This window comes from Streptomyces sp. NPDC051133, assembly GCF_040682635.1.
Lineage (GTDB): Bacteria > Actinomycetota > Actinomycetes > Streptomycetales > Streptomycetaceae > Streptomyces.
In genome coordinates this window covers 91922-113827 of the sequence record NZ_JBFBBK010000031.1, presented here as the reverse complement: position 1 = coordinate 113827, position 21906 = coordinate 91922, and the positions used below count along the sequence as shown (strand labels likewise).

At 72.7% G+C, this 21906-nt stretch carries 16 protein-coding genes; 10 read left to right on the top strand and 6 right to left on the bottom strand.

What is annotated here, in order from left to right:
- Window positions 1–93: 93 nt before the first annotated feature.
- Both AB0N17_RS28940 and AB0N17_RS28935 read right to left on the bottom strand, forming a co-directional pair.
- The gene (locus tag AB0N17_RS28940) at window positions 94–3468 is read right to left on the bottom strand and encodes a pyruvate carboxylase (protein WP_366014468.1); all 3375 of its coding nucleotides are present in this window, start codon (window positions 3466–3468) and stop codon (window positions 94–96) included.
- Window positions 3469–3638: 170 nt separating this feature from the next.
- Window positions 3639–4670 (bottom strand): hypothetical protein, encoded by a 1032-nt coding sequence (locus AB0N17_RS28935; RefSeq protein WP_366014467.1) that lies wholly within the window; start codon window positions 4668–4670, stop codon window positions 3639–3641.
- Between the two features lie 561 nt (window positions 4671–5231).
- Here AB0N17_RS28935 and AB0N17_RS28930 point away from each other — a divergent pair.
- From AB0N17_RS28930 to AB0N17_RS28920, 3 genes are all read left to right on the top strand, one after another.
- Window positions 5232–5990, top strand: a complete 759-nt coding sequence (locus AB0N17_RS28930) for a GntR family transcriptional regulator (RefSeq protein ID WP_366014466.1) — start codon at window positions 5232–5234, stop codon at window positions 5988–5990.
- 50 nt (window positions 5991–6040) lie between these two features.
- Entirely contained in the window at window positions 6041–7315 is a 1275-nt protein-coding gene (locus tag AB0N17_RS28925) for an MFS transporter (protein ID WP_366014465.1), read from the top strand.
- A gap of 117 nt (window positions 7316–7432) precedes the next feature.
- The gene (locus AB0N17_RS28920) at window positions 7433–8422 is read left to right on the top strand and encodes an aldo/keto reductase (RefSeq protein WP_366014464.1); all 990 of its coding nucleotides are present in this window, start codon (window positions 7433–7435) and stop codon (window positions 8420–8422) included.
- Here AB0N17_RS28920 and AB0N17_RS28915 read toward each other — a convergent pair.
- Together AB0N17_RS28915 and AB0N17_RS28910 are read right to left on the bottom strand one after the other, a co-directional pair.
- Window positions 8412–8993, bottom strand: coding sequence for a hypothetical protein (locus AB0N17_RS28915; protein ID WP_366014463.1), 582 nt, complete (start codon window positions 8991–8993; stop codon window positions 8412–8414). The genes AB0N17_RS28920 and AB0N17_RS28915 overlap by 11 nt on opposite strands.
- 154 nt (window positions 8994–9147) lie before the next feature.
- Window positions 9148–10518, bottom strand: coding sequence for an MFS transporter (locus AB0N17_RS28910; RefSeq protein WP_366014462.1), 1371 nt, complete (start codon window positions 10516–10518; stop codon window positions 9148–9150).
- Between the two features lie 279 nt (window positions 10519–10797).
- Here AB0N17_RS28910 and AB0N17_RS28905 point away from each other — a divergent pair, with 279 nt between their 5' ends.
- Window positions 10798–11988 (top strand): IS110 family transposase, encoded by a 1191-nt coding sequence (locus AB0N17_RS28905; protein WP_366014461.1) that lies wholly within the window; start codon window positions 10798–10800, stop codon window positions 11986–11988.
- Between the two features lie 8 nt (window positions 11989–11996).
- On the opposite strand, the gene AB0N17_RS28900 is transcribed toward AB0N17_RS28905, so the two are convergent.
- The gene (locus AB0N17_RS28900) at window positions 11997–13475 is read right to left on the bottom strand and encodes an NAD-dependent succinate-semialdehyde dehydrogenase (protein ID WP_366014460.1); all 1479 of its coding nucleotides are present in this window, start codon (window positions 13473–13475) and stop codon (window positions 11997–11999) included.
- A gap of 130 nt (window positions 13476–13605) precedes the next feature.
- Window positions 13606–14391, bottom strand: a complete 786-nt coding sequence (locus AB0N17_RS28895) for an IclR family transcriptional regulator (RefSeq protein ID WP_366014459.1) — start codon at window positions 14389–14391, stop codon at window positions 13606–13608.
- Window positions 14392–14637: 246 nt separating this feature from the next.
- Here AB0N17_RS28895 and fae point away from each other — a divergent pair, with 246 nt between their 5' ends.
- The 6 genes from fae to AB0N17_RS28865 all read left to right on the top strand — a co-directional run bounded on the left by fae (window position 14638) and on the right by AB0N17_RS28865 (window position 21885).
- Window positions 14638–15183 (top strand): formaldehyde-activating enzyme, encoded by a 546-nt coding sequence (gene fae / locus AB0N17_RS28890; protein ID WP_366014458.1) that lies wholly within the window; start codon window positions 14638–14640, stop codon window positions 15181–15183.
- Window positions 15180–16292 carry a mandelate racemase/muconate lactonizing enzyme family protein gene (locus AB0N17_RS28885; RefSeq protein ID WP_366014457.1) on the top strand — a complete coding sequence of 371 codons (1113 nt, stop codon included), beginning with the start codon at window positions 15180–15182 and terminating at the stop codon, window positions 16290–16292. The genes fae and AB0N17_RS28885 overlap by 4 nt, the downstream gene beginning before the upstream one ends.
- Window positions 16289–17809, top strand: coding sequence for an aldehyde dehydrogenase (locus AB0N17_RS28880; protein WP_366014456.1), 1521 nt, complete (start codon window positions 16289–16291; stop codon window positions 17807–17809). The genes AB0N17_RS28885 and AB0N17_RS28880 overlap by 4 nt, the downstream gene beginning before the upstream one ends.
- Before the next feature lie 45 nt (window positions 17810–17854).
- Window positions 17855–18790 (top strand): NAD(P)-dependent oxidoreductase, encoded by a 936-nt coding sequence (locus AB0N17_RS28875; RefSeq protein WP_366014455.1) that lies wholly within the window; start codon window positions 17855–17857, stop codon window positions 18788–18790.
- A gap of 30 nt (window positions 18791–18820) precedes the next feature.
- The gene (locus tag AB0N17_RS28870; protein ID WP_366014454.1) at window positions 18821–19978 is read left to right on the top strand and encodes an iron-containing alcohol dehydrogenase; all 1158 of its coding nucleotides are present in this window, start codon (window positions 18821–18823) and stop codon (window positions 19976–19978) included.
- A gap of 575 nt (window positions 19979–20553) precedes the next feature.
- A complete protein-coding gene (locus tag AB0N17_RS28865) occupies window positions 20554–21885 on the top strand; it encodes an MFS transporter (protein WP_366014453.1) in 1332 nt (443 codons plus the stop codon).
- Window positions 21886–21906 lie beyond the last annotated feature (21 nt).

The following is a 21906-nucleotide window of genomic DNA, read 5'->3' as shown; positions in this document are numbered from 1 at the left end:
AGGGGCGGCGGAGGTGTCCGCACCATGGTCATCCCAGCACCAGCCGGGCGGCCATCTCGCCGCCGCCGGTGCGCCCGCTCAGCCGATCACCGCTCAGCCGATCTCGGCCAGCAGGTCGCCGCCCTCCACCTGCTGGATCCGGTTGATGGCGAGGCGCGAGACCTTGCCCGCCTTGGGCGCGGTGATCGTCGCCTCCATCTTCATCGCCTCGATGGTGGCGATCGTGGCACCGGCCGCCACCTCGTCGCCCTCGGTGACCGCGAGCGTGACCACACCGGCGAACGGCGCCGCCACATGCCCCGGGTTGGCGCGGTCGGCCTTCTCCGTCACCGGCACGTCCGAGGCCGCGGCGCGGTCGCGCACCTGGATCGGGCGCAGCTGGCCGTTGAGCGAGGACATCACGGTGCGCATGCCGCGCTCGTCGGCCTCGCCGACCGCCTGCAGCTCGATCAGCAGCCGGACCCCGCGGTCCAGGTCGACGGCGTACTCCTTGCCCGGGCGCAGGCCGTAGAAGAACGCCTTGCTGTCCAGCACGCTGGTGTCGCCGAAGGCCTGGCGGTGCGTGTCGAACTCGCGGGTCGGGCCGGGGAACAGCAGCCGGTTCAGGGTCGTCCGGCGCTCCTTTGCCAGCCCCTCGCGGTCCTCGGCGGACAGCTCGGGTTCGGGCTTGGGCTCGCCGCGGCCCTGCAGCGCCTTCGTCCGGAACGGCTCGGGCCAGCCGCCGGGCGGCGTGCCCAGCTCGCCGCGGAGGAAGCCGATCACCGAGTCGGGGATGTCGAACTTGTCCGGGGTCGCCTCGAAGGCGTCCGGGGAGACCCCTGCGCCGACCAGGTGCAGGGCGAGGTCGCCGACCACCTTGGACGACGGGGTGACCTTGACCAGGCGGCCGAGGATGCGGTCGGCGGCGGCGTACATCGCCTCGATGTCCTCGAAGCGGTCGCCGAGGCCGAGGGCGACGGCCTGCGTGCGCAGGTTGGACAGCTGGCCGCCGGGGATCTCGTGGTGGTAGACCCGGCCGGTCGGGGAGGCGAGGCCCGCCTCGAACGGGGCGTAGATCTTCCGGACGCCCTCCCAGTACGGCTCCAGGTCGCCGACGGCCTGCAGGTCGAGGCCGGTGGGGCGCTCGGAGTGGTCGGTGGCGGCGACCAGCGCCGACAGCGACGGCTGCGAGGTCGTACCGGCCATGGAGGCCACCGCGCCGTCCACGGCGTCGGCACCCGCCTGGATCGCGGCCAGGTAGGTGGCCAGCTGACCGCCCGCCGTGTCGTGCGTGTGCAGGTGCACGGGCAGGTCGAACTCGCGGCGCAGCGCCGAGACCAGCTTGGCCGCGGCCGGGGCGCGCAGCAGGCCGGCCATGTCCTTGATCGCGAGGACGTGCGCGCCCGCGTCGACGATCTGCTCGGCCAGGCGCAGGTAGTAGTCGAGGGTGTAGAGCCGCTCGGCGGGGTCGCCCAGGTCGGCGGTGTAGCAGAGGGCGACCTCGGCGATCGCCGTGCCGGTCTCGCGTACGGCGTCGATGGCGGGGCGCATCTGGCCGACGTCGTTGAGGGCGTCGAAGATGCGGAAGATGTCGATGCCGGTGGCGGCGGCCTCCTGGACGAAGGCGTCGGTCACCTCGGTCGGGTACGGGGTGTAGCCGACGGTGTTGCGGCCGCGCAGCAGCATCTGCAGACAGATGTTGGGCACGGCCTCGCGCAGGGCGGCCAGCCGCTCCCAGGGGTCCTCGGCGAGGAAGCGCAGCGCCACGTCGTAGGTGGCGCCGCCCCAGCACTCCAGGGACAGCAGTTCGGGCAGCGTGCGGGCGACGACCGGCGCGACGGCCAGCAGGTCCTTCGTGCGCACCCGGGTGGCGAGCAGGGACTGGTGGGCGTCGCGGAAGGTGGTGTCGGTGACGCCGAGGGTCGGCGACTCGCGCAGGTGCCGGGCGAAGCCGTCGGGGCCGAGCTCGACCAGCCGCTGGCGCGAGCCGGCGGGCGGCTCACCGGCGGGCAGCGCCGGCAGCTTGGTGACCGGGTCGAACAGGTCGGGGCGTTCGCCGTGCGGCTTGTTGACCGTCACGTCGGCGAGGAAGGTCAGCAGCTTGGTGCCGCGGTCGGCGGAGTGGCGGGCGGTGAGCAGGTGCGGGCGCTGCTCGATGAAGGAGGTGGTGACCCGGCCCGCCTGGAAGTCGGGGTCGTCCAGGACGGCCTGGAGGAACGGGATGTTGGTGGCCACGCCGCGGATGCGGAACTCGGCCACGGCACGCCGGGCACGGCCCACGGCCGCCTTGAAGTCCCGGCCCCGGCAGGTCAGTTTGACCAGCATCGAGTCGAAGTGCGCGCTGATCTCCGTACCGGCGTGGGTGGTGCCGCCGTCCAGCCGGATGCCGGAACCGCCCGGCGAGCGGTAGGCGCTGATCCGGCCGGTGTCCGGGCGGAAGCCGTTGGCCGGGTCCTCGGTGGTGATACGGCACTGCAGGGCGGCGCCGCGCAGCGTGATGGTGTCCTGGGCGAGGCCGAGGTCGGCGAGGGTCTCGCCGGCGGCGATCCTGAGCTGGGCCTGGACCAGGTCGACGTCGGTGACCTCCTCGGTCACGGTGTGCTCGACCTGGATGCGCGGGTTCATCTCGATGAAGACGTGGTTGCCTTCGGGGTCGAGGAGGAACTCGACGGTGCCGGCGTTGCGGTAGCCGATCTCACGGGCGAAGCGCACGGCGTCGTCGCAGATCCGCGCGCGCACCTCGGGGTCGAGGTTGGGCGCGGGGGCCAGTTCGATGACCTTCTGGTGGCGGCGCTGGAGCGAGCAGTCGCGCTCGTACAGGTGGATGACGTTGCCCTCGCCGTCGGCGAGGATCTGCACCTCGATGTGGCGCGGGTCGACGACGGCCTTCTCCAGGAAGACGGTCGGGTCGCCGAACGCGGCGTCGGCCTCGCGGGACGCGGCCTCGATGGACTCGCGCAGCTGGCCGGGTTCCTCGACGCGGCGCATGCCGCGGCCGCCGCCGCCCGCGACCGCCTTGACGAAGACGGGGAAGCCGATCTCGTCCGCGGCGCGGACCAGTTCGTCCACGTCGGTGGAGGGCTGGGAGGAGCCGAGCACGGGCACGCCGGCCGCGCGGGCGGCGGCGACCGCGCGGGCCTTGTTGCCGGTCAGCTCCAGGGTGGCCGTGCTCGGGCCGACGAAGGTGATGCCCGCCTCCTCGCAGGCGCGGGCCAGCTCCGGGTTCTCGGACAGGAAGCCGTAACCCGGATAGACGGCGTCGGCGCCGGCCCGGCGGGCGGCGGCCACGATCTCCTCGACGGAGAGATAGGCCCGCACCGGGTGCCCCGGCTCCCCGATCTCGTACGCCTCGTCGGCCTTGAGCCGGTGCAGCGAATTGCGGTCCTCGTGCGGGAACACGGCGACGGTGCGCGCACCGAGTTCGTAGCCCGCCCGGAACGCGCGGATCGCGATCTCTCCACGGTTGGCGACCAGCACCTTGCGGAACATCCTGGATTCCCTTCAGCTGCCTGCCGGCGTCGAACACCATGGTGTCAGCCACGCCCCTGCCGTACCTCGCGGCAACCCTAGGGGGTGCCCGAACGTGTCGACGTGCGAAAACCATCACATCGCCGGAGTGGGCCGCGCCACAGGAGTACGCGGCTCGGCCGAGGGCATTCTCAGGGGTCGGGGGAGGCCGGCGGCCGGCGGTCCAGGCAGGTCGTCGCGGCGCTCTCGGGACGCTCGGGGGTCGCGGGGGCGGGACCGGTGCGGGGGCGCGTGGTGCCGGGCCGGGCGGACGCGGGGTGCGGGGAGGCGGAGTGCGCGGCCTCGGGGTGTGCGGGCACACGGAGCGCTGGGGCGGGGAGCGCGGGGACGGGGTATGTGCGCGCGGGCGCACGGGGCTGGGGCGCAGGACGGGCGGGGTGCGCGGGCGCGGGAAGCGGCGGTGTCCCGGCCGGGGCGGGCCCGGTGACCCGGGCGGGCGTCAGGGAGAGTACGACGGCCCGCACCCGCTCGCGGCGGCCGTGCAGCAGGCCGAGGACGATCGCCGTTCCCACCGCGATCAGGTGCTCGCGGCCGGCCAGGTTGGGGACGGCGACGGACTCCCACACCATCGAGCCGCCCGTCAGCGTGAACACCACCGGCGCGCGCTTGATCACCGCGAGATAGGTGAACAGTCCGACCACGGCCGCGGACGGTCCGGTGTCGAGCAGTTGCCCGCACTCGGGCGGCAGACCCAGCCCCCACCGGCCGGGGCCCAGCGCGATCATCACCCGGGCGAGCAGGGTGCCGGCCAGGGTCGTGGCGTAGGCGATCGCCAGGGTCCGGGCGCGGCCCAGGACGAGCTCGGCCCAGGCGAAGGCGAGGAACAGCTGGGTGATGCCCGCCCACACCGGCAGGTCGAGCGCCGGGACGTACAGCGACACCGGGGTGCGCAGCAGGGAGAGCCACAGCGGCTGGTCGGCCTTGACCCCGCCGAGCGCGCGTACCCACGCCGCGCCGAGCGGATGCTGGGCGATGTCGTGGCAGAAGACGACACCGAAGGCGGCGACGAAGGCCAGTGACAGCCCGGACAGCCCGCGCCGGGCGAGGCACCGCACCGGGTCGACGACGATGGCGTACCACTCGCCGCGCAGCGTCCGCCCGGCGCACCGGGCGGACGCTGCGAGCAGCGGGCGGAGCTCCTCGGTGCGCCGCTCAGCGGTCATGAGGCACGGCAGCCCGTCGCCTTCGGCTCCCCCGTCATCACCATCGCCCCCTTCGCCCCGCCGCGGCGGTCCGGCCGCATGAGGCGTTGTCCCGTTGTGGGCCTTCCGTGACGGTGAGGCCCGTTCGGTGACAGTTCAGCGAGCCGGGAAGCGGTCGTCAAGATCCGCCGCGGACGCGCCGGGCTGTGGGAAGACCCACAGGGCCGCGGCACCGCGAACACGGGCGAGGAAGGCAACCTCCGCGCCCCCGGATCCGTCCTCCGGTACAGGCGTGTCGACCAGCGCGGCGCAGTGCACGGCCCGGAGCGGCCGAGTGGTGAGTGACCGAGCGGTCCGGTTCACGGCCAACGCGCGGATATGACTGTCCAGTTCATGGAACGGGCGCCGTTCCGTTCTTTTTGATCACGAACCCGTGGAACCGCCCGCCCCGTCCGCCCCTTGTCGTCGGAGCGCGAACGCCGAGCGTATTTCTGCTCCAGCAGCTTTCACCCGGTGCAGTAGCTTGCCAACGCCCCCTTGAGAAGGGCCGGCTGACGCAGAGAAACCACCGGAGGATCACCCATGGCCCGAGAGGCGCCGTACCTCGCCGTCGCCGACGTGCTGCGCGCGCGGATTCTCGCGGGAGAGTGGGAGACCGGTGCGCGCCTGCCGTCCCGGGCGCGGCTCGCCGAGGAGTACGGGGTCGGGCGCAACGTCGTGCAGCGGGCCATGGACCGCCTGATCAGCGATGGTCTCGTCGACGGGCGGGCCGGCTCCGGCACCTACGTCCGCGTCCCGCGCGAGCGCCTGCGGCTGGTCCGCTCGCGGCACCGCGACCGCACGTGCGGCCCCTCCCCCTGCTCCCGGACGGGAGAGCGGGGCCGGGCCGACGCCTGGGACGCACACAGCCGGGTACGCGTCCCCGCCCCCGAAGGAATCGCCGAGCGGCTCGGGATCGGCCCCGGAGACCTCTGCGTCACCACGCATTACGAGTTCCTGGCCGAAAGGCAGCCCGTGCAGCTCTCGGAGTCCTGGGAGCCGATGGCCCTCACGGAGGGCACCCCGGTCATGCTGCCCGAGATGGGGCCCCTGGCGGGAAAGGGGGTGGTCGAGCGCATGCGCTCGATCGGCGTGGTCGTCTCGACCGTGGTCGAGGTGCCGCGCCCGGCCCGTGCCACGCAGGCACAGGCGAACCTGCTGGGGATCGGCGTCGGGGATCTCGTGCTCCAGATCGAGCGGACCATCTACGACACCGGCGGACGCCCGGTGGAGACCGCCGACATGGTCGTTCCGGACGTGCGCCGTGAAGTGGTCTACGAGTTCGGAGTCGACCGTCCGTAGCGGCGGAGACGAGCAGAGCGGCTTCCCCCTCCCGAAAGCAGGAGACACCCATGTCGAAATCCTCCCGGCTCGGTCTCCTGGGAGACCGGGACTTCGGGCGCCTGTTCGCCGCCACCGCGCTCGGGCAGCTGGGCGACCGCGTCCTCTTCCTGGCCCTGCCCCTGGTCGCCATCGCGGCGTTGCGTGCCGACGAGTTCCAGGTCGGGCTGCTGGCCGCGACGACCACGGCCGGCTCGCTCCTGGTCGGGCTGCCGGCGGGTGCGTGGGTGGACCGCGTGCGGAAGCGACGGGTGATGATCGGCACCGATCTCCTGCGCGCGCTGGTCCTCCTGACGGTCCCGGTCGCGTGGTGGGCCGGCCTGCTCACCATCGGGTGGCTCTACACGGTCGCCCTGGTGCACGGAGTGCTGACGGTGTTCTTCGACGTCGCCTACGTCAGCCTCCTCCCGCACCTGGTGGGCCGCGGCAGCCTCGTGGAGGGGAACGCGAAGCTCTCGGCGATCCGTTCCGTGACCGGCATCGGCGGACCGACGGTGGCGGGGCCGCTGGTCGGCCTGGTCGGCGCCCCGGCCACGCTCCTGGTGAGTTCGGCGGGGATGGCTCTGTCGGGGCTGCTCGCCCTCACGATCCGCGGACGTGAGCAGACGCCGGAACCGAGTGAACGTCCCCGGCTGGTGCGGGAGATCAGGGAGGGACTGAGGTTCGTCCTCGACCAACCCGCCCTGCGCGCCATCATGCTGGGGGACGCGATCTTCAACCTCTTCCTGGTCGTGTACCAGACCATGCTGCTGGTCTTCCTGGAGCGGGAGGCGGGTCTGCGGCCCTTCGGCATCGGTCTCGTCCTGTCGGGGATGGGGTGCGGCGCCCTGCTCGGCGCACTGACGGCGACCAGGATCTCGAAGCGGGTCGGGCAGGGTCCGGTGATCTGGCTCGCGACGCTGGTCACCTGCCCGGCGACCGTTCTCATGCCGTTGGCGCGGCCGGGGTGGAGCGTGTACGTGGCCGCGATCGGGCTGTCGGCTCTCTCCCTGGGCGGGGTCGTCCGCGTGGTGGCCCAGTCGAGCTTCCAGCAGGCCCTGACACCGGACCGGCTGCTGGGCCGGGTGAGCGCGACCGCTCGCTTCGTGTCCTGGGGCGGCATCCCCGTCGGCGGCCTGCTGGGCGGAGCCGCGGGCTGCGCGTTCGGAGCGAGGGGCACCCTGTGGATCGGTGCGGCCGGTATGACGCTGAGCTTTCTGCCCAACGTCCTGTCGCCGCTGCGTACCGTGCGCGGCTTGACTTCGAGCGCGCTCCAGCCCATAGCGTCGCGGACGTACGGGGCGTAGGGGCCCGCGCCGGGCCTGACGGCACAGGATGCCGGGGGCCGGAATCCGTCGCTAGATGGAGGGGAAGGCCCTCGTGCCGTACGGAACGACGATCGAGTCTGCGGGAAAGGACCCCTCATGCAGAAGCGCAGTCTGCGGGATCTCCAGGTGTCGGCCATCGGCCTCGGATGCATGGGCATGTCCGCCTTCTACGGCTCCGCCGACCGGGACGAGGGCATCGCGACGATCCGGCGGGCCCTCGACCTCGGTGTCACCTTCCTGGACACCGCGCAGGTGTACGGCCCGCTCACCAACGAGTCGCTGGTCGGCGAGGCGATACGGGGACATCGCGACGAGTACGTGATCGCGACGAAGTTCAACTACCGGATGGACGACGCCGTTCCCGGCGACATGAGCACGGTCGGCCGGCAGGACGGTTCCGCCGAGCACGTCCGCAGCTCCGTCCACGGCTCGCTCGAGCGGCTCGGCACCGACCGCATCGACCTGTACTACCAGCACCGGGTCGACCCGGACGTGCCCATCGAGGAGACGGTCGGCGCGCTCGGCGAGCTGGTCGCCGAGGGCAAGGTGCGGCACATCGGGCTGAGCGAGGCGAGCGCGGAGACGATCCGGCGGGCACACGCCGTGCACCCGGTCACCGCCGTCCAGAGCGAGTACTCGCTGTGGACGCGAGACGTCGAGGCCGAGGTGCTGCCCGCCTGCCGGGAGCTGGGCATCGGCTTCGTGCCGTACTCCCCTCTCGGGCGTGGCTTCCTCGCCGGCCGCTTCACCTCGCCGGACGAGCTGGACGAGAACGACTTCCGGCGCAACAACCCGCGGTTCACCGACGCCAACCTGGAGGCCAACCTGCGGCTGGCGGCCAAGGTGAAGGAGATCGCCGCCGAGAAGGACGTGACCCCGGCCCAGCTGGCGATCGCCTGGGTGCTGGCCCAGGGCGAGGACCTGGTGCCGATCCCGGGCACCAAGCGCCGCACCTACCTGGAGCAGAACGCCGGGGCGGTGGGCATCGAGCTGACCGAGGAGGACCTGGCCCGCATCGACGCGGAGCTGCCTTCGGCGGCGGGCGAGCGGTACGACGAGGCGGGGATGCGCACCGTCAACCGCTGAGCCCGGCGCGGGCGGTGCGGCGGCGCGTGTAGGCGACGGTCAGCGCTCCGAGCAGGGGGCCCCACAGGAGGAGGGGCGAGTAGCAGACGTACAGGGACAGGGCCTGCCAGCCGCCCACGCGGGTGGGGAAGTCGGCGGGCAGGCGTTCGCCCGTGATCGTCCGGCCCATGACCTCGGTGAGGAAGGTCACCACCGTCCACAGCAGGGTCAGGGCGGTGGCTCCGAGGGCCGCCGGGACCGCCGCCGCGCTCACCGGGACGCGCCGGCCGCGCAGGTACGGCACCCAGCCCGGGACCACCTCGCCCCAGCGGGCGATCAGGCCGAACGCGGTGAACGCGAGGACCTCGGAGAGGACCGACAGGCAGAGCACGTAAACCCGTTCACCGGCCCCGGTGCCCGGCAGGAAGACGATCGGCAGCCGCCACAGGCTCGACGGCAGCACGCACAGGGGCACGGCGCAGGCGATCAGCCGTGCGCGCCGGGAGACGCCCTCGACGGGTTCGTGCGCCACCCGCCAGGCGGCCCCGAGGCGGCCGGGGCGGGTGGCGGTTCCGGGCGGCAGCGCGTCCATGTGGGGTCCTCGGTCCTGGGGCCCGGCGGGCCCGTCCGGTACCGAAGATCGCAGGGGCCGCCGGTCCGGCGGATCGCCCGGCGCGCCGAACCGGCTCCGCCGCACGGCGGAGGAGCCGGTCGGACCGCGGGAGGAAGCGTCCCGGCGTGAGGCCTCACTCTCCCGGTTCACGGGCCGTGCGGGCCGCCTTCGCCAGGTCCAGGTCCGTGGTCTCGGGGGCCAGGAACTGGGAGACGAGGGCGCCGACGGCCAGGACGGCGGCGCCGACGAGGAGGACGAAGCGAACACCGTAGCGGTCCAGGCCCATCGGGAGCAGGAAGGTGCCGACGGCGGCCCCTACCCGGCTCATCGCGGTGGCGAAGCCGACGCCGGTGGCGCGCAGCGAGGTCGGGAACACCTCCAGCGGGTAGACGGCGGTGAGAGCGCTGGAGGCGGCGTTGAGGAAGATGAAGAACAGGAAGCCGCCGACGATGACCGGTGTCGACGTCGGCCACACCGCGACCAGGGCCAGGCAGGCGGCCGTGATCCAGAACGGTGGGATGAGCAGCCTGCGCCGGCCGATGCGGTCCACCACCAGACAGCCGACGGTGACGCCGGCGACGGCGGTGAAGGAGTAGACGAGCAGCGCGGCGACCGCGTTGTCGCCCATGTCCAGGGCGTCGAAGACCTGGGTCCAGAAGGTGCCGATGGAGAAGTACGGCAGCACCAGCGCGGCCCAGAACACGCTCGCGAAGACCGTGCTGCGCAGGTGCTCGCGGCTGAACAGGGCCAGGAACCCCTGGCGTTCGAGCTGAGCCCTCTCACCGAGTTCGGCGGTGACGTCGATCTCGATGCCGTACCGGTGAATGAGGGCGTCGGCCTCCTCGCGGCGGCCCTTGCTCAGCAGCCAGCGCGCCGACTCGGGGATGCCGCCGCGCAGGGCGACGCACACGACCGCGATGACGGCGCTGCTGGCCAGGGTCCAGCGCCAGCCGCCGTGCACGTCCTGGAAGGCGGCGCCGACGACGGTGGCGAGGGCGTAGCCGACGTACCAGCTGATCTCCAGGCTGGCCAGCAGCCGGCCGCGGCCCTTGCGCGGGGCGTACTCGGACAGCAGCGGGGCGCCGATGGCGTACTCGCCGCCGATGGCGATGCCCATCACCAGGCGGATGAGGAAGAGCTGGAGCCCGTCGGTGACGAAGAACTGCAGGACCGAGCCGATCAGGAAGATCAGCATGTCCACGAGGAAGACCGGGCGCCTGCCGTAGCGGTCGGCGAGCCAGCCGAAGACCGGGCCGCCGACGAAGATGCCGATCAGCGGGGAGGCGCCGACCAGGCCCTCCATCACGGTGGACAGGTGCAGATCGGCGGTGAGGGCGGTCATCGCCATGCCGATGCCGCCGATGATGTAGCCGTCGATGCCCTCGCCGATCTGGGTGGCGAGCTTGAGCTTGGTGTGCAGGCGGCGGCGTTCGCGCAGCAGTTCGGGGGACGAGGAGACCTCGGGTGTATCGAACTGGTGTTCGGTAGCAGGCGTCATTGCCATGATCGGTCCTTGGCGTGAGGAGGGGGCGCGGGAGGGATCAGTCGGTCCTACGTTGTTCGTGGGTTGGACGGGCCGTCGTAAGGTCCTGAGATCCAGAGACGCTGGGTATGGCTTTCAGTCGGTTGCACAAGATGGTTCAGTCCACCTGGCCACCCGGCGTCTCACGACGACTCGGCCGCTGATTAGGAGCTGCGAGCCCCTGCGGGTGCATCGCTGAGTAGGACCACGCTGGCGAGGTCGTCCGGACGAACAGCGCATCTCGAACGACCGGAGGAACAGGTGGCCCTGATCTGGGCGGGGACGGACATCGGCAAGACCCACCACCACTGTGTGGTGCTCGACGCCGACGGCAAACGGCTGCTGTCGCGGCGGGTGCTCAACGATGAACCGGAGCTCCTGGCCCTCTTCGCCGACGTGACGGCCATCGACGAGGACGTGCTCTGGGCGGTCGACGTCGCTGACGGCATGGCAGCCTTGTGGATCAACATCCTTCTCAACCATGGCCAGCAGCTCGTCTGCATACCCGGCCTCGCGGTCAACCGAGCCGCCGCCGGCTACCGAGGCACTGGCAAGACCGATGCCAAGGACGCCACCGTCATCGCCGACCATGCTCGCATGCGCCGGGACCTGACCACGCTGCGGCCCGACGGTGAACACGCCGTTGAACTGCGCGTCCTCACCGGCCGCCGAGCCGACATCAACGCCGATCGTACCCGGCGGATCAACCGGCTGCGCGGCCAACTGACCAGCATCTTCCCCGCCCTGGAACGAGTACTCGATCTGGGCAACGTCGGCCCGCTGCTCCTGCTGACCGGCTACCAGACACCCGCAGCTCTCCGCCGGACCGGCCGCAAACGGCTGGAGACCTGGCTCAGGAACCGCCAGGTCCGCGGGGCTGAGGCCCTGGCCGAAGCCGCTGCCTCGGCAGCAGACCGGCAGCAGACCGCGCTTCCCGGGGAGAAGATCACCGCGCAGGTCATCCACACCCTGGCGAAGGAGGTGATGGGCCTCAACGAGCAGCTCGCCGAGATCGACAAGCTCATTGCGGCCCGGTTTCGCGAGCACGAACTCGCCGAAGTGATCGAGAGCATGCCCAGCATCGGCCCGTTGATGGGCGCCGAGTTCCTCGCCGCGACCGCCGGCGACATGAGCCGCTACGGCTCCGCCGACCGGCTGGCCAGCATGGCCGGCGTCGCTCCGACTCCCCGGGACTCGGGCAGCATCAACGGCAACCTGCACCGGCCACGTCGCTACCACCGCGGCCTCCAACGCGTCTTCTACACCTCTGCGCTGATCAGCATCCGCCACTGCGATGCCTCGCGGCGCTTCTACGAGCGCAAGCGCGCCGAAGGCAAGCGATACATCCAGGCTGTCCTCGCCCTGGCCCGTCGACGCCTGAACGTCCTGTGGGCCCTGATTCGTGACGGTCGGTGCTATCAAGACGGACTCCCGGTCACAACGGCGGCTTGACAACGTCATTAGGAGGTGGGCCAGTCCAGGGCGATGTACTGCGTCTCCAGGAACGCTTCGATGCCCTCGCGGCCGCCTTCCCGGCCGAGGCCGGACTGTTTGACGCCGCCGAAGGGGGCGGCCGGGTCGGACAGCAGGCCCCGGTTGAGGCCGACCATGCCGGCCTCCAGGCGCTCGGCCAGGCGCAGGCCGCGGCCGACATCGCGGGTGTAGACGTAAGCGGCGAGACCGTGGACGGTGGCGTTGCCCCGGGCCACCATCTCGTCCTCGTCGGTGAAGGTGGTGAGCGGGGCGACGGGGCCGAAGACCTCCTCGTGGAACACGTGGGCGTCGTCGGGCACGTCGGTGAGGACCGTCGCGGGGTGGTAGAAGCCGGGGCCCGGGGGGACCGTGCCGCACGCGGCGATCCGGGCGCCGCGGTCCAGGGCGTCGTCCACGAGCCCGCGGATCCGGCCGACCGCGGCGCGGTTGATCAGGGGGCCGAGGGTGACGCCGTCCTCGTGGCCGGGGCCGGTGCGCACGGCGGCCATGGCGGCGCCGAACTTCTCGGTGAACTCGGCGGCGACGGCTTCGTGGACGTAGAACCGGTTGGCGGCGATGCAGACCTCGCCGCCGCCGCGCATCTTGGCGTCCATGGCGCCGCGCACGGCGGCGTCGACGTCGGCGTCCGCGCAGACGACGAAGGGTGCGTTGCCGCCCAGTTCCATGGTCACGTTGACGACGTTCCGGGCGGCCTGCTGCAGCAGCAGCCTGCCGGTGGCGGTGGAGCCGGTGAAGGAGAACTTGCGGACCCGTTCGTCGCCGAGCCACGGGGAGACGACCTGCGGGGCGCGGTCGGTGGGCAGGACGTTCACCACGCCGTCGGGCAGTCCGGCCGCGGTGAGCAGGGCGGCGACCGCGAGCGCGGTGAGCGGGGTCTCGGGTGCCGGCTTGAGCAGGACGGGGCAGCCTGCCGCGAGGGCCGGTGCGATCTTGCGGGTGGCCATGGCGGCCGGGAAGTTCCACGGCGTGACGAACGCGGTGACGCCCACCGGGTGCCGGCGCACGACGTGCCGGAAGCCACCACCGGGCGCGTCGCCGAAGGAGGAGCCGATGCGTACGGCCTCCTCGGCGAACCAGCGGAAGAACTCGGCCGCGTAGCCGACCTCGGCGAGCGCGTCCCGGCGGGCCTTGCCGTTCTCCCGGACGATCAAGTCGGAGAGCGTTTCGCGGTGCTCGGTCATCAGCCGGAAGGTGTCGTGCAGGATCTCCGAACGGCGCCGGGCCGGGGTGGCCCGCCAGCCGTCCGCCGCCGCCCAGGCGGCGGCGAGCGCCGCGCGGGCGTCCTCGGCGCCGGCGTCGGACACCCAGCGCACCGCCTCGCCGGTGGCCGGATCGTAGACCGGGTACGTCCGACCGTCGGCGGCCGGGAGCCAGCGGCCGCCGAGGAACACATCACCGTCGGCGAGCGGTGCCTTGGCGAGGGTGTCGATGCCGGCGAGGTTCATGAGCTGCTCTTTTCCTCCGTCCCGGACGGGGTTCCGTCCGATGCGCGGTGAATTTACGAGCGCGTCACACGGCCGACAAGGCCACTCAGCCTGATCGCAACGGGGGTTGCTGTCAGAGCAACCCTCTGTCTCACCGCGGCGCCCTCCCCGGCGACGGCGCCGGGCGCGGCTCCCAGCCGAGCGACGCGGAGACCCGGGCCGCCGCCCGCGCCGTGGTCCGCCCGGCCTCGTCGAGCCGGTCGCCGAGGCGGGCCTTGGGCGCGGAGATGTTCAGCGCGGCGACGACCCGGCCGCGGAAGTCCCGTACCGGCGCGGACACGCCGACCAGGTCCGCCTCGAACTCCTCGCTGACGCGCGCGTAACCGCGCCGCCTGGCCTCCTGGACCAGCGACCACAGCTCGGGCACCGGCATCTCGCCTCCCGTGCCGAAGCGGACGTACAACTCGTCCGGGGTGGCGTCGGCGAGCAGGACCCGGCCGGCGGACAGCTGCCAGGCGGGCACCCCGCGGCCCTCCCAGCCGTGCACGCGGAAGGAGTGCCCGGAGACCGACAGCAGGGTGAGCACCTCGCGGTCGTGCAGGACGCACAGGTGGCTGGTCTCCTCCAGGTCGGCCGACAGGGCGTGCATGACCGGCTCGGCGACGCGGACCAGCCGGCTCTCGGAGGTGCGGGCGACCAGCGAGAACAACCGCCAGCCCAGCCGGTACTCCAGGGTGTCCGGGTCCCGTTCGACGATTCCCTCGACGGACAGGGCCTTCAGGGCCCGGGAGATCTGGGTCTTCTCGCGGCCGACGAGGTGGGCCAGCCGGACCACGCCGAGGCCTCCGGTGCGCTGTGCCTCGTCGGAGGCGAGCGCTTCCAGCAGATCGATGTCCCGGCGCATGCCGTGCCCGCGTGTGGTGGGGGTGTCCGTCACGGCGCCATCCTAGGCACGCCACGACGGAGAGAACCCCCAGGTCAGTGGCTGAGTTGTCCGGAGAGCAACCGCCATTTCGATTCCCGGGACCGCCTTGCCCGCGCCGGATGCCCGACCTAGATTCGCCGCATCGGGCCGCGAGAACCGCCTCGAACGCGCCGCAGGCGAGGTTCGTTCCGCTCCGGCCCGTATCGCATCCTGGTTCGCCCGCCGAACCCCGCCACCTTCGAAGGTCCTGGAGTTCCGATGCCTTCCCCGGATTCTTTCGCCGCGAGCGCGCTGATCGGCGAGTCGTTCGCCGGCGACGGCGTGAACGCCGCGCACACCAACGTCGTGATCGGCCGCAAGGGCGGCCCGGTCGAGACGGCCTGGGCGACCGCGCTGGCCACGCCGAGCGCCGGCCATGTGCCGTTCCTGACGATCGTGCGGCCGTCGGTGCCGGTCAAGCCGGCCACCCTGTTCGTCACCAAGGCAGCCGCCGCGGGCGAGCTGCACGAGCGGGCCACCTGGGGCAGCGCCCAGGCAGGTCTGGCCCAGGGCGTCCTCGACGCGGTCACGGACGGCCTGATCCCGGCCGGGGAGGCCGACGAGCTGCTGATCGTCGCGGCCGTCTGGGTCAACCCCGGCGTCGACGACCTCGACGTCTCCTTCCGCAACCAGCGCGCGGCGGCGCACGGCGCGGTCCGGGCCGCGGTGACGGGCGCACCCTCGGTGGCGGACGTCCTAGACGCGGCGAAGGGCGGCCCGGCGAACCCGTTCTACACGCCGTCCCCGGAGGTGCTCGCCCGGTGAAGATCACCGACATCACGCTCGACCGGCTGCGCCTCGAACTCGACCCGCCGTTCCGGGCGGCCTGGGACCCGGTCCCGCGCCGTCACTTCGACGCCACGATCGTGCGCGTGCACACCGACGAGGGGGTCACCGGCATCGGCTCCGGCGACCTCATGGACGGCTTCGACACCTACAAGCACCTGTTCGTCGGCGAGGACCCCCTCGACATCACCCGGCATGTGCGGGCCATCGAGACGGCCAGCTTTCACGGCGCCCCCTACTGGCCGCTGGAGGCCGCGCTGTGGGACGTCATCGGCAAGGTGCACGGCCGGCCGGTGTCCGAACTCTTCGGCAACGCGACGAAGAGGCTGCCCGCGTACGCCTCGAGCGGTGAGCTGAAGTCCCCCGGGGAGCGGGTCGCGATCGCGTTGAAGGTGCGCGAGGCCGGTTTCCGGGCGATGAAGATCCGCATCGACCGCGATCGCGTCGACGAAGGCATCGCGGCGGTTCGGGCCGTACGCGAGGAGCTGGGCGACGACTTCGACATCATGGTCGACCTCAACCAGTCCTGGCGGATGGCGGGCGACACCGCGAACACCTCCGATCTCACCAAGACCCGCAAAATTGTCGCGCTCCTCGCCGAATCGGACGTGTTCTGGGTCGAGGAGCCGCTGCCGTACGCCGACCTGGACGGCTTCAAGCGGTTGCGCGCCGAGAACCCGAGGGTGCGCATCGCGGCCGGCGAGATGCACCACTCGGTCCCCGAGCTGCTGCGCTACCTGGAGCAGGACGCGCTCGACGTCTACCAGATGGACGTCGTCCTCGCGATCGGCATGCACCGCGCCCGCACGCTCGCCGAGCTGGCACAGCTGAAGCACCGTCAGTTCACCCCGCACAGCTGGACCAACGGCGTCGGCGTCCTCGCCAACCTGCACGTGGCGGCGGGCGTCGGCGGCGGACCGTACTTCGAGTACCCCTACGACCCGCCCGGCTGGACCCCTGAACGCCGCGACTTCATGCTCGCCGAGCCGGTGCGCGTGGCCGCCGACGGCTGCCTGGAGGTGCCGGACAGGCCGGGACTGGGCGTCGAGCTGGATGAGGACGCGATCGACCGCTGGAGGGTGAAGTGACGCACGTTTTCCAGGAGTTGCTGGACCGCTCGTACGACGAGTGGCGGGCGGCGGCCGAAAAGCTCTCCGTCGACGCCCGTCTCTACATCGACGGCGCGTTCAGGCGGGCCACCTCCGGCGACTCCTTCCCGAGCGTCTCGCCGCGTGACGGCACGGTGCTGGCCGAGGTGCAGGCCGCGTCGGCGCAGGACGTCGACCGTGCCGTACGGTCCGCCCGGGCCGCCTTCGAGGACGGCCGCTGGCGTGACCTCGCACCCAAGGTGCGCAAGCGCATCCTGCTGCGCTGGGCGGAGCTGATCGAGGCGGACGCCGAGGAGCTGGCGCTGCTGGACACGCTGGAGATGGGCAAACCCATCACGGAGTCGCTGCGCGTGGACGTGGCCAAGGCGGCGGAGACGATCGCCTGGTACGCCGAGACGATCGACAAGACGTACGCCGAGGTGGCGCCGACGCCCGGTGACGCGCTCGCCCTGATCACGCGGGAGCCGCTCGGGGTCGTCGGTGCGGTGGTGCCGTGGAACTACGCTCTGCTTATCGCCAGTTGGAAGCTCGGACCGGCGCTCGCCACCGGCAACAGCGTGGTACTCAAGCCCGCCGAGCAGACCTCGCTCGCGACGCTGCGGCTGGCCGCGCTCGCCACCGAGGCCGGGCTGCCGGACGGGGTGCTGAACGTGGTCCCGGGCCGGGGCGAGGTCGCCGGCCAGGCACTCGGCCGGCACCCGGACGTCGACAAGATCGCGTTCACCGGCTCGGCCGAGGTCGCCCGGCTCTTCCAGGTCTACGCGGGCGAGTCCAACGGCAAGCAGGTCGCCGTGGAGGCGGGCGGCAAGTCGCCCCAACTCGTCCTGGCCGATGCCGACATCGAGTCCGCCGCCTCCGCCGTGGCCTGGGGAATCTTCTACAACGCGGGACAGACCTGCAATGCGGGCTCGCGGGTCGTCGTGCACGCGTCGGTGAAGGACCGGCTCCTGGACGCCGTGCGCCGGATCACCGCCGACACCTTCCGCGTCGGTGACCCGCTCGACCCGGCCACGGTGATGGGCCCGATCGTGGACGAGGCCCAACTCACCAAGATCCTCGGCTACATCGAGCGCGGCACGCGGGACGGCGCCACCGTCCTGTTCGGCGGCGACCGGATCCTCATCGGGAGCGGCGGCAGCTATCTCGAACCGACCGTGCTCGACGGGGTGGACAACACCTCCGTCGTCGGCCAGGAGGAGATCTTCGGGCCCGTGCTCGCCGTCGTGACGTACGACGGCGACGTGGACGAGGCCGTACGGCTCGCGAACCAGAGCGACTTCGGGCTCGTCGCCTCCGTGTGGACCCGGGACGTGGCCGTGGCCCACCGCACCGCCCGCCGGCTGCGGGCCGGCACCGTGTGGATCAACACCTTCGACGCCAGCGACGTCATCACGCCCTTCGGCGGCTTCAAGGCGACCGGCGCGGGCCGCGACAAGTCGCTGCACGCGCTGGACGCGTACACCGCACTGAAGACCACATGGGTCGACCTCGCCTGAGCGGGCGAGCCTTCCTTCCCCTACGACGAGCAGCGAGGACCCTTGATGAGGATCGGTTTCATCGGCCTGGGCAACATGGGGCGGCACATGGCCCGCCATCTGCTCCGGGCCGGACACCTGGTCACCGTGCACGACACCCGGCCCGACGCGGCCGCCGAGCATCTCGCGCTCGGCGCCCGCTGGGCGGACTCCCCCGCCGAATGCGCCCGCGAGGCCGAGTTCCTGATCACCATGCTGCCCGATCCGCGCAGCGTGGAGGCGGTGCTGCTGCGCGGCGGGGCCGCCGAGGCGCTGCCCGCGGGCGCCCTGTGGATCGACATGTCGACGTCGACGCCGGCCGTGGCCGAGCGGGTCGCCACGGAGGTGCTGGACGCAAGGGGCGTACACCGGCTGGACGCGCCGGTCAGCGGGATGGCGCGGGGCGCCGAGGCGGGCACCCTGCAGATCTTCGCGGGTGGTTCGGACGCCGACTTCCGCCGGGCGCTGCCTGTCCTCGAGACGCTGGGCGCGCCCGAGCGCATCCTGCACGTCGGCCCGCTGGGCGCCGGTTACACCGTCAAGCTCATGATCAACCTGCTGTGGTTCAGCCACCTGGTCGCCACCAGCGAGGTGCTGGCCATGGGCGTGAAGGCGGGCGTCGACCTCGCCGTGCTGCGTGCCTCCCTGCTCGCGTCCCCCGCGGCGTCGAACTTCCTGGAGCGGGACCTGATGTGCGTGCTCGCCGACGGTGACTACGACGACTCCTTCGCCATGGCCCTGGCCTGCAAGGACCTGGGGCTCGCCGTCGACCTCGGCCGTGACCTGGGCGTCTCCACCGAGCTGTCGGCGCTGGTCGAGCAGATCTACCGCCGGTCCAAGGCGCAACACGGCGCCCTCGCGGGAGAGATGAGTCCGGTACGCCTCTACGAATCCCTGGCCGGCCAGGAGTTCCGGCTGCCACGGCCGGTGGTCGCGCTCGACACCACGGCCGTCACGGTCTGAACCACGCACCTGCGTCAGGAGCCGCACACCATGACCGACAGCCTCGCACCCGTGAGCCTCGACACCGTCCTGCGGGTCGAGTTCGGCCCCGGCCGCATCGATCTGCTCCCCGGCCTGATCGCGGACACGGGTCACTCCCGCGCGTTCGTCGTCACCGACCGGGGGCTGCGCGCGGCCGGAGTCGCCGAGCGCGTCCTGAAGATCCTCGGCGCGGCGGGCGTGGAGCACACCGTGTACGACGAGGTGGCGCCCAACCCGTCCACCGGGAACGTCGACGCGGGCGCCGCCCGGGGCCGCGCCTTCGGCCCGGCCGCCGTCGTCGCGCTCGGCGGCGGCTCGGTGCTGGACGCCGCCAAGGGAATCTCCCTGCTGGCCGGCAACCCGGACGCGGTCGCCGCCGACGCCGACCGGCTCTGGGAGGCGGCCGACGGACTCCCGCTCATCGCCGTGCCGACGACCTCCGGGACCGGAGCGGAGACCAACGGCTTCGGCGTCATCGAGGACACGGCGGCCTGCCGCAAGCTGTACCTCGGCCACCCGTCCGTGAAGCCCCGCGCCGCCCTGCTCGACCCCGAGCTGACCCTCGGCCTGCCCCCGGCGGCGACCGCGGCGACCGGCATCGACGCCCTGGTGCACGGCATCGAGTCCCTGGCCTCGCGCGGCGCGAACGCCTTCTCCGTGGCGTACGCCACCCAGGCCGTCGGCATGATCAGCCGCGCCCTGCCGGTCGCGCACCGGGACGGGACGGACCTCGACGCGCGGGCCGAGCTGATGCTGGGAGCGCACCTGGCCGGCCAGGCCCTGACCCTCTCCGGGCTCGGCCTCGTCCACGGCATCGGCCACGCGCTCACCGCGCACACCGGCACCCCGCACGGCGTGGCCCTCGCCGCGGTCCTGGAGGACGTCATGGAGTTCAGCGCTCCCGCGGCACAGGGGGCGTACGAGCGGGCGGCGCGGGCGATGTGCGTGGCCGCGCCGGCCGGCGGGGACTGGGCGGGGGCCGCCGTGGCGGCGGTACGAGAACTCGCCGGGGCGCTCGACATCAAGCGGCCCCTGCGGGACCTGGGCGCGACGCGCACCCTGCTCCCCGCCGTCGCGGCGGGCGCGGTCGCCGACGCGGTGACGAAGAACGCACCCCGGCTACCGCGGGAGGACGAGGTGCTGGAGCTCCTGACACGGGTGTACTAGCCACACCCCGGGGGGAGAGACCGACGACGCGCCTGGCCGGCGCCTGTCCGGCCGGGGTGCCTGGCGGGGGCCGTCCGACCGACGTGCCTCGCCGGGGGCCGTCCGGCTGGGGCGCCTGGCGGGAGCAGAGACCGGTCGACGAGCCTCGCCAGAGCCGCCCGACCGGCGCACCTCGCCAGCGGCCGCCGGTGCGGGGGAAGCGGCGGCCGATCGCCCCGGGGCGGGACCGGGGCACGGGTGTCGTCGGCCGTGTGTGCTCGGCGTGACGTATGGCACGGCTTCTGCTCCGTCGCCGTCACCGGATGCCGCCCTCCGCGCAGCCGGTGACGGTGCTGGGCGAACGGCTCTCGGCGAACGGGATTTCGGGGGCTGTGAGCAAGCACACTCAGGGTCCAACGGGTCGGCGCAGCGGTTGAGTTGGAGGGGATGCGACCCGGCAGCCGCGCCCGGGGACGACGCTTCGCCGGGCCCGTCTGCCACTCTGGTCGCAAGCCCAGACCAGGCGGCCCGGCCGAGCAGCGCAGCCGGACCGACGGGATCCGCCGGTCTCTCCCGAGCCCCCTGGTGTTCTCCGCGTGTCCTCTGCTTCTGCCCTGCCCACGTCCGCGCCCGCCACCCCTGCCTCGCGTTCGCCGTGGCGGTCCCTGCGCCACCGCGGTATGCGCTGGTGGTCGGCCGCGAACCTGGTCTCCAACGCCGGCACCTGGATGCAGCTCACGGTGCAGAACCTGCTCGTGCTGCAGATCACGGGCTCGGCGGCGGCGACCGGCCTGTCCATGTCCGTGCAGGCGGCGCCCGCGCTGTTCGTGAGCCTGCTGGGCGGCGCTGCCGTGGACCGCTGGCCCAGGAAGCTGACGGTCGCGGTGAGCCAGGCCCTGCTCGGCGCGGTCGCCTTCACCACGGCCCTGCTGGTGGCGCTGGACCGCATCGACATGACGAGCCTGCTGGTGCTGGCCGCCGTGACCGGCATCATCGCCACCGTCGACGGGCCGGCGTGCGCACTGCTCGGCAACGATCTCGTGCCCGTGGAGGACGTGCCGTCCGCGATCGGCGTGGGCGCGCTGGTGCACAGCGCCGGCCGGCTGGCCGGCACCGCCCTGGCCGGCGTGGCCGTGGGTTTCCTCGGCACCGCGTCCGCCTACGCCGCCAACGGCCTGTCGTTCCTGTTCGTGGCGTCGGTCGTGCCGTTCCTGCGGCCGGTCCAGGGGGCCGCCGCGCGGCCGGCGGCGAGCGAGCCGGCCGCCCCGGCGCCCACGGAGATGACCGTGCGGGAGGGACTGCGCTTCTTCGTCCGCCGCCCGCGCCTGGTGGCGCTCGCGGGCATCACCGGCATCAGCTCCGTCTTCGGCCGCAACTACGGCCTCACCCTGGCCGTCCTCGTCACCGGGCCGCTCGCGGGCGGGGCGGGGGCGTTCGGCACCGTCTCCACCGTCCTCGCCGTCGGCGGCATCCTGGGCGCGGTCCTCGGGGCCCGGCTGCGCAAGCCGTCCGTGCGGACCGTGGGACTGCTCGCGGCGGGCGGCGCGCTGCTCCAGGCGGTGGCGGGGCTGTCCCCGTCGATCGCGGTGCTGCTGGTGCTGGTGCTGCCGATGGCCATGGTGGAGTCCGTCTCCGACACCGCCGGTACGGCCGTGCTGCAGACCGACCCGCCCCCGCATCTGCGCGGCCGGGTGCTCGGTGTGTGGAGCAGCGTCGGCACGGTGTGGAGCCTCGGCGGGCCGCCGCTGCTGGGCCTGCTCATGCAGTGGGCCGGGGCACGCGGTGCCCTGGTCGCCGGCGGTCTGCTGATCGCCGGGTCGATCGGCGCGGGCCTGCTGGTGCGCCGACGCGGTCTGCCGACGCGGGTGTCCGTGACCCCGAAGGACGGCGACCTCACCGGCCGGGAGGCCCTGGGCACGGCGGCCTGACGGACCTGGACCGCGGCGCGC

Bases quoted from the DNA above. Each gene is read 5' to 3' on its own strand.
- AB0N17_RS28870 (WP_366014454.1), top strand. From the start codon at position 18,821: ATGACCGACAGCCTCGCACCCGTGAGCCTCGACACCGTCCTGCGGGTC.
- AB0N17_RS28875 (WP_366014455.1), top strand. From the start codon at position 17,855: ATGAGGATCGGTTTCATCGGCCTGGGCAACATGGGGCGGCACATGGCC.
- AB0N17_RS28930 (WP_366014466.1), top strand. From the start codon at position 5,232: ATGGCCCGAGAGGCGCCGTACCTCGCCGTCGCCGACGTGCTGCGCGCG.
- AB0N17_RS28910 (WP_366014462.1), bottom strand. From the start codon at position 10,518: ATGGCAATGACGCCTGCTACCGAACACCAGTTCGATACACCCGAGGTC.
- AB0N17_RS28920 (WP_366014464.1), top strand. From the start codon at position 7,433: ATGCAGAAGCGCAGTCTGCGGGATCTCCAGGTGTCGGCCATCGGCCTC.
- AB0N17_RS28915 (WP_366014463.1), bottom strand. From the start codon at position 8,993: ATGGACGCGCTGCCGCCCGGAACCGCCACCCGCCCCGGCCGCCTCGGG.
- AB0N17_RS28940 (WP_366014468.1), bottom strand. From the start codon at position 3,468: ATGTTCCGCAAGGTGCTGGTCGCCAACCGTGGAGAGATCGCGATCCGC.
- AB0N17_RS28900 (WP_366014460.1), bottom strand. From the start codon at position 13,475: ATGAACCTCGCCGGCATCGACACCCTCGCCAAGGCACCGCTCGCCGAC.
- fae (WP_366014458.1), top strand. From the start codon at position 14,638: ATGCCTTCCCCGGATTCTTTCGCCGCGAGCGCGCTGATCGGCGAGTCG.
- AB0N17_RS28925 (WP_366014465.1), top strand. From the start codon at position 6,041: ATGTCGAAATCCTCCCGGCTCGGTCTCCTGGGAGACCGGGACTTCGGG.
- AB0N17_RS28935 (WP_366014467.1), bottom strand. From the start codon at position 4,670: ATGACCGCTGAGCGGCGCACCGAGGAGCTCCGCCCGCTGCTCGCAGCG.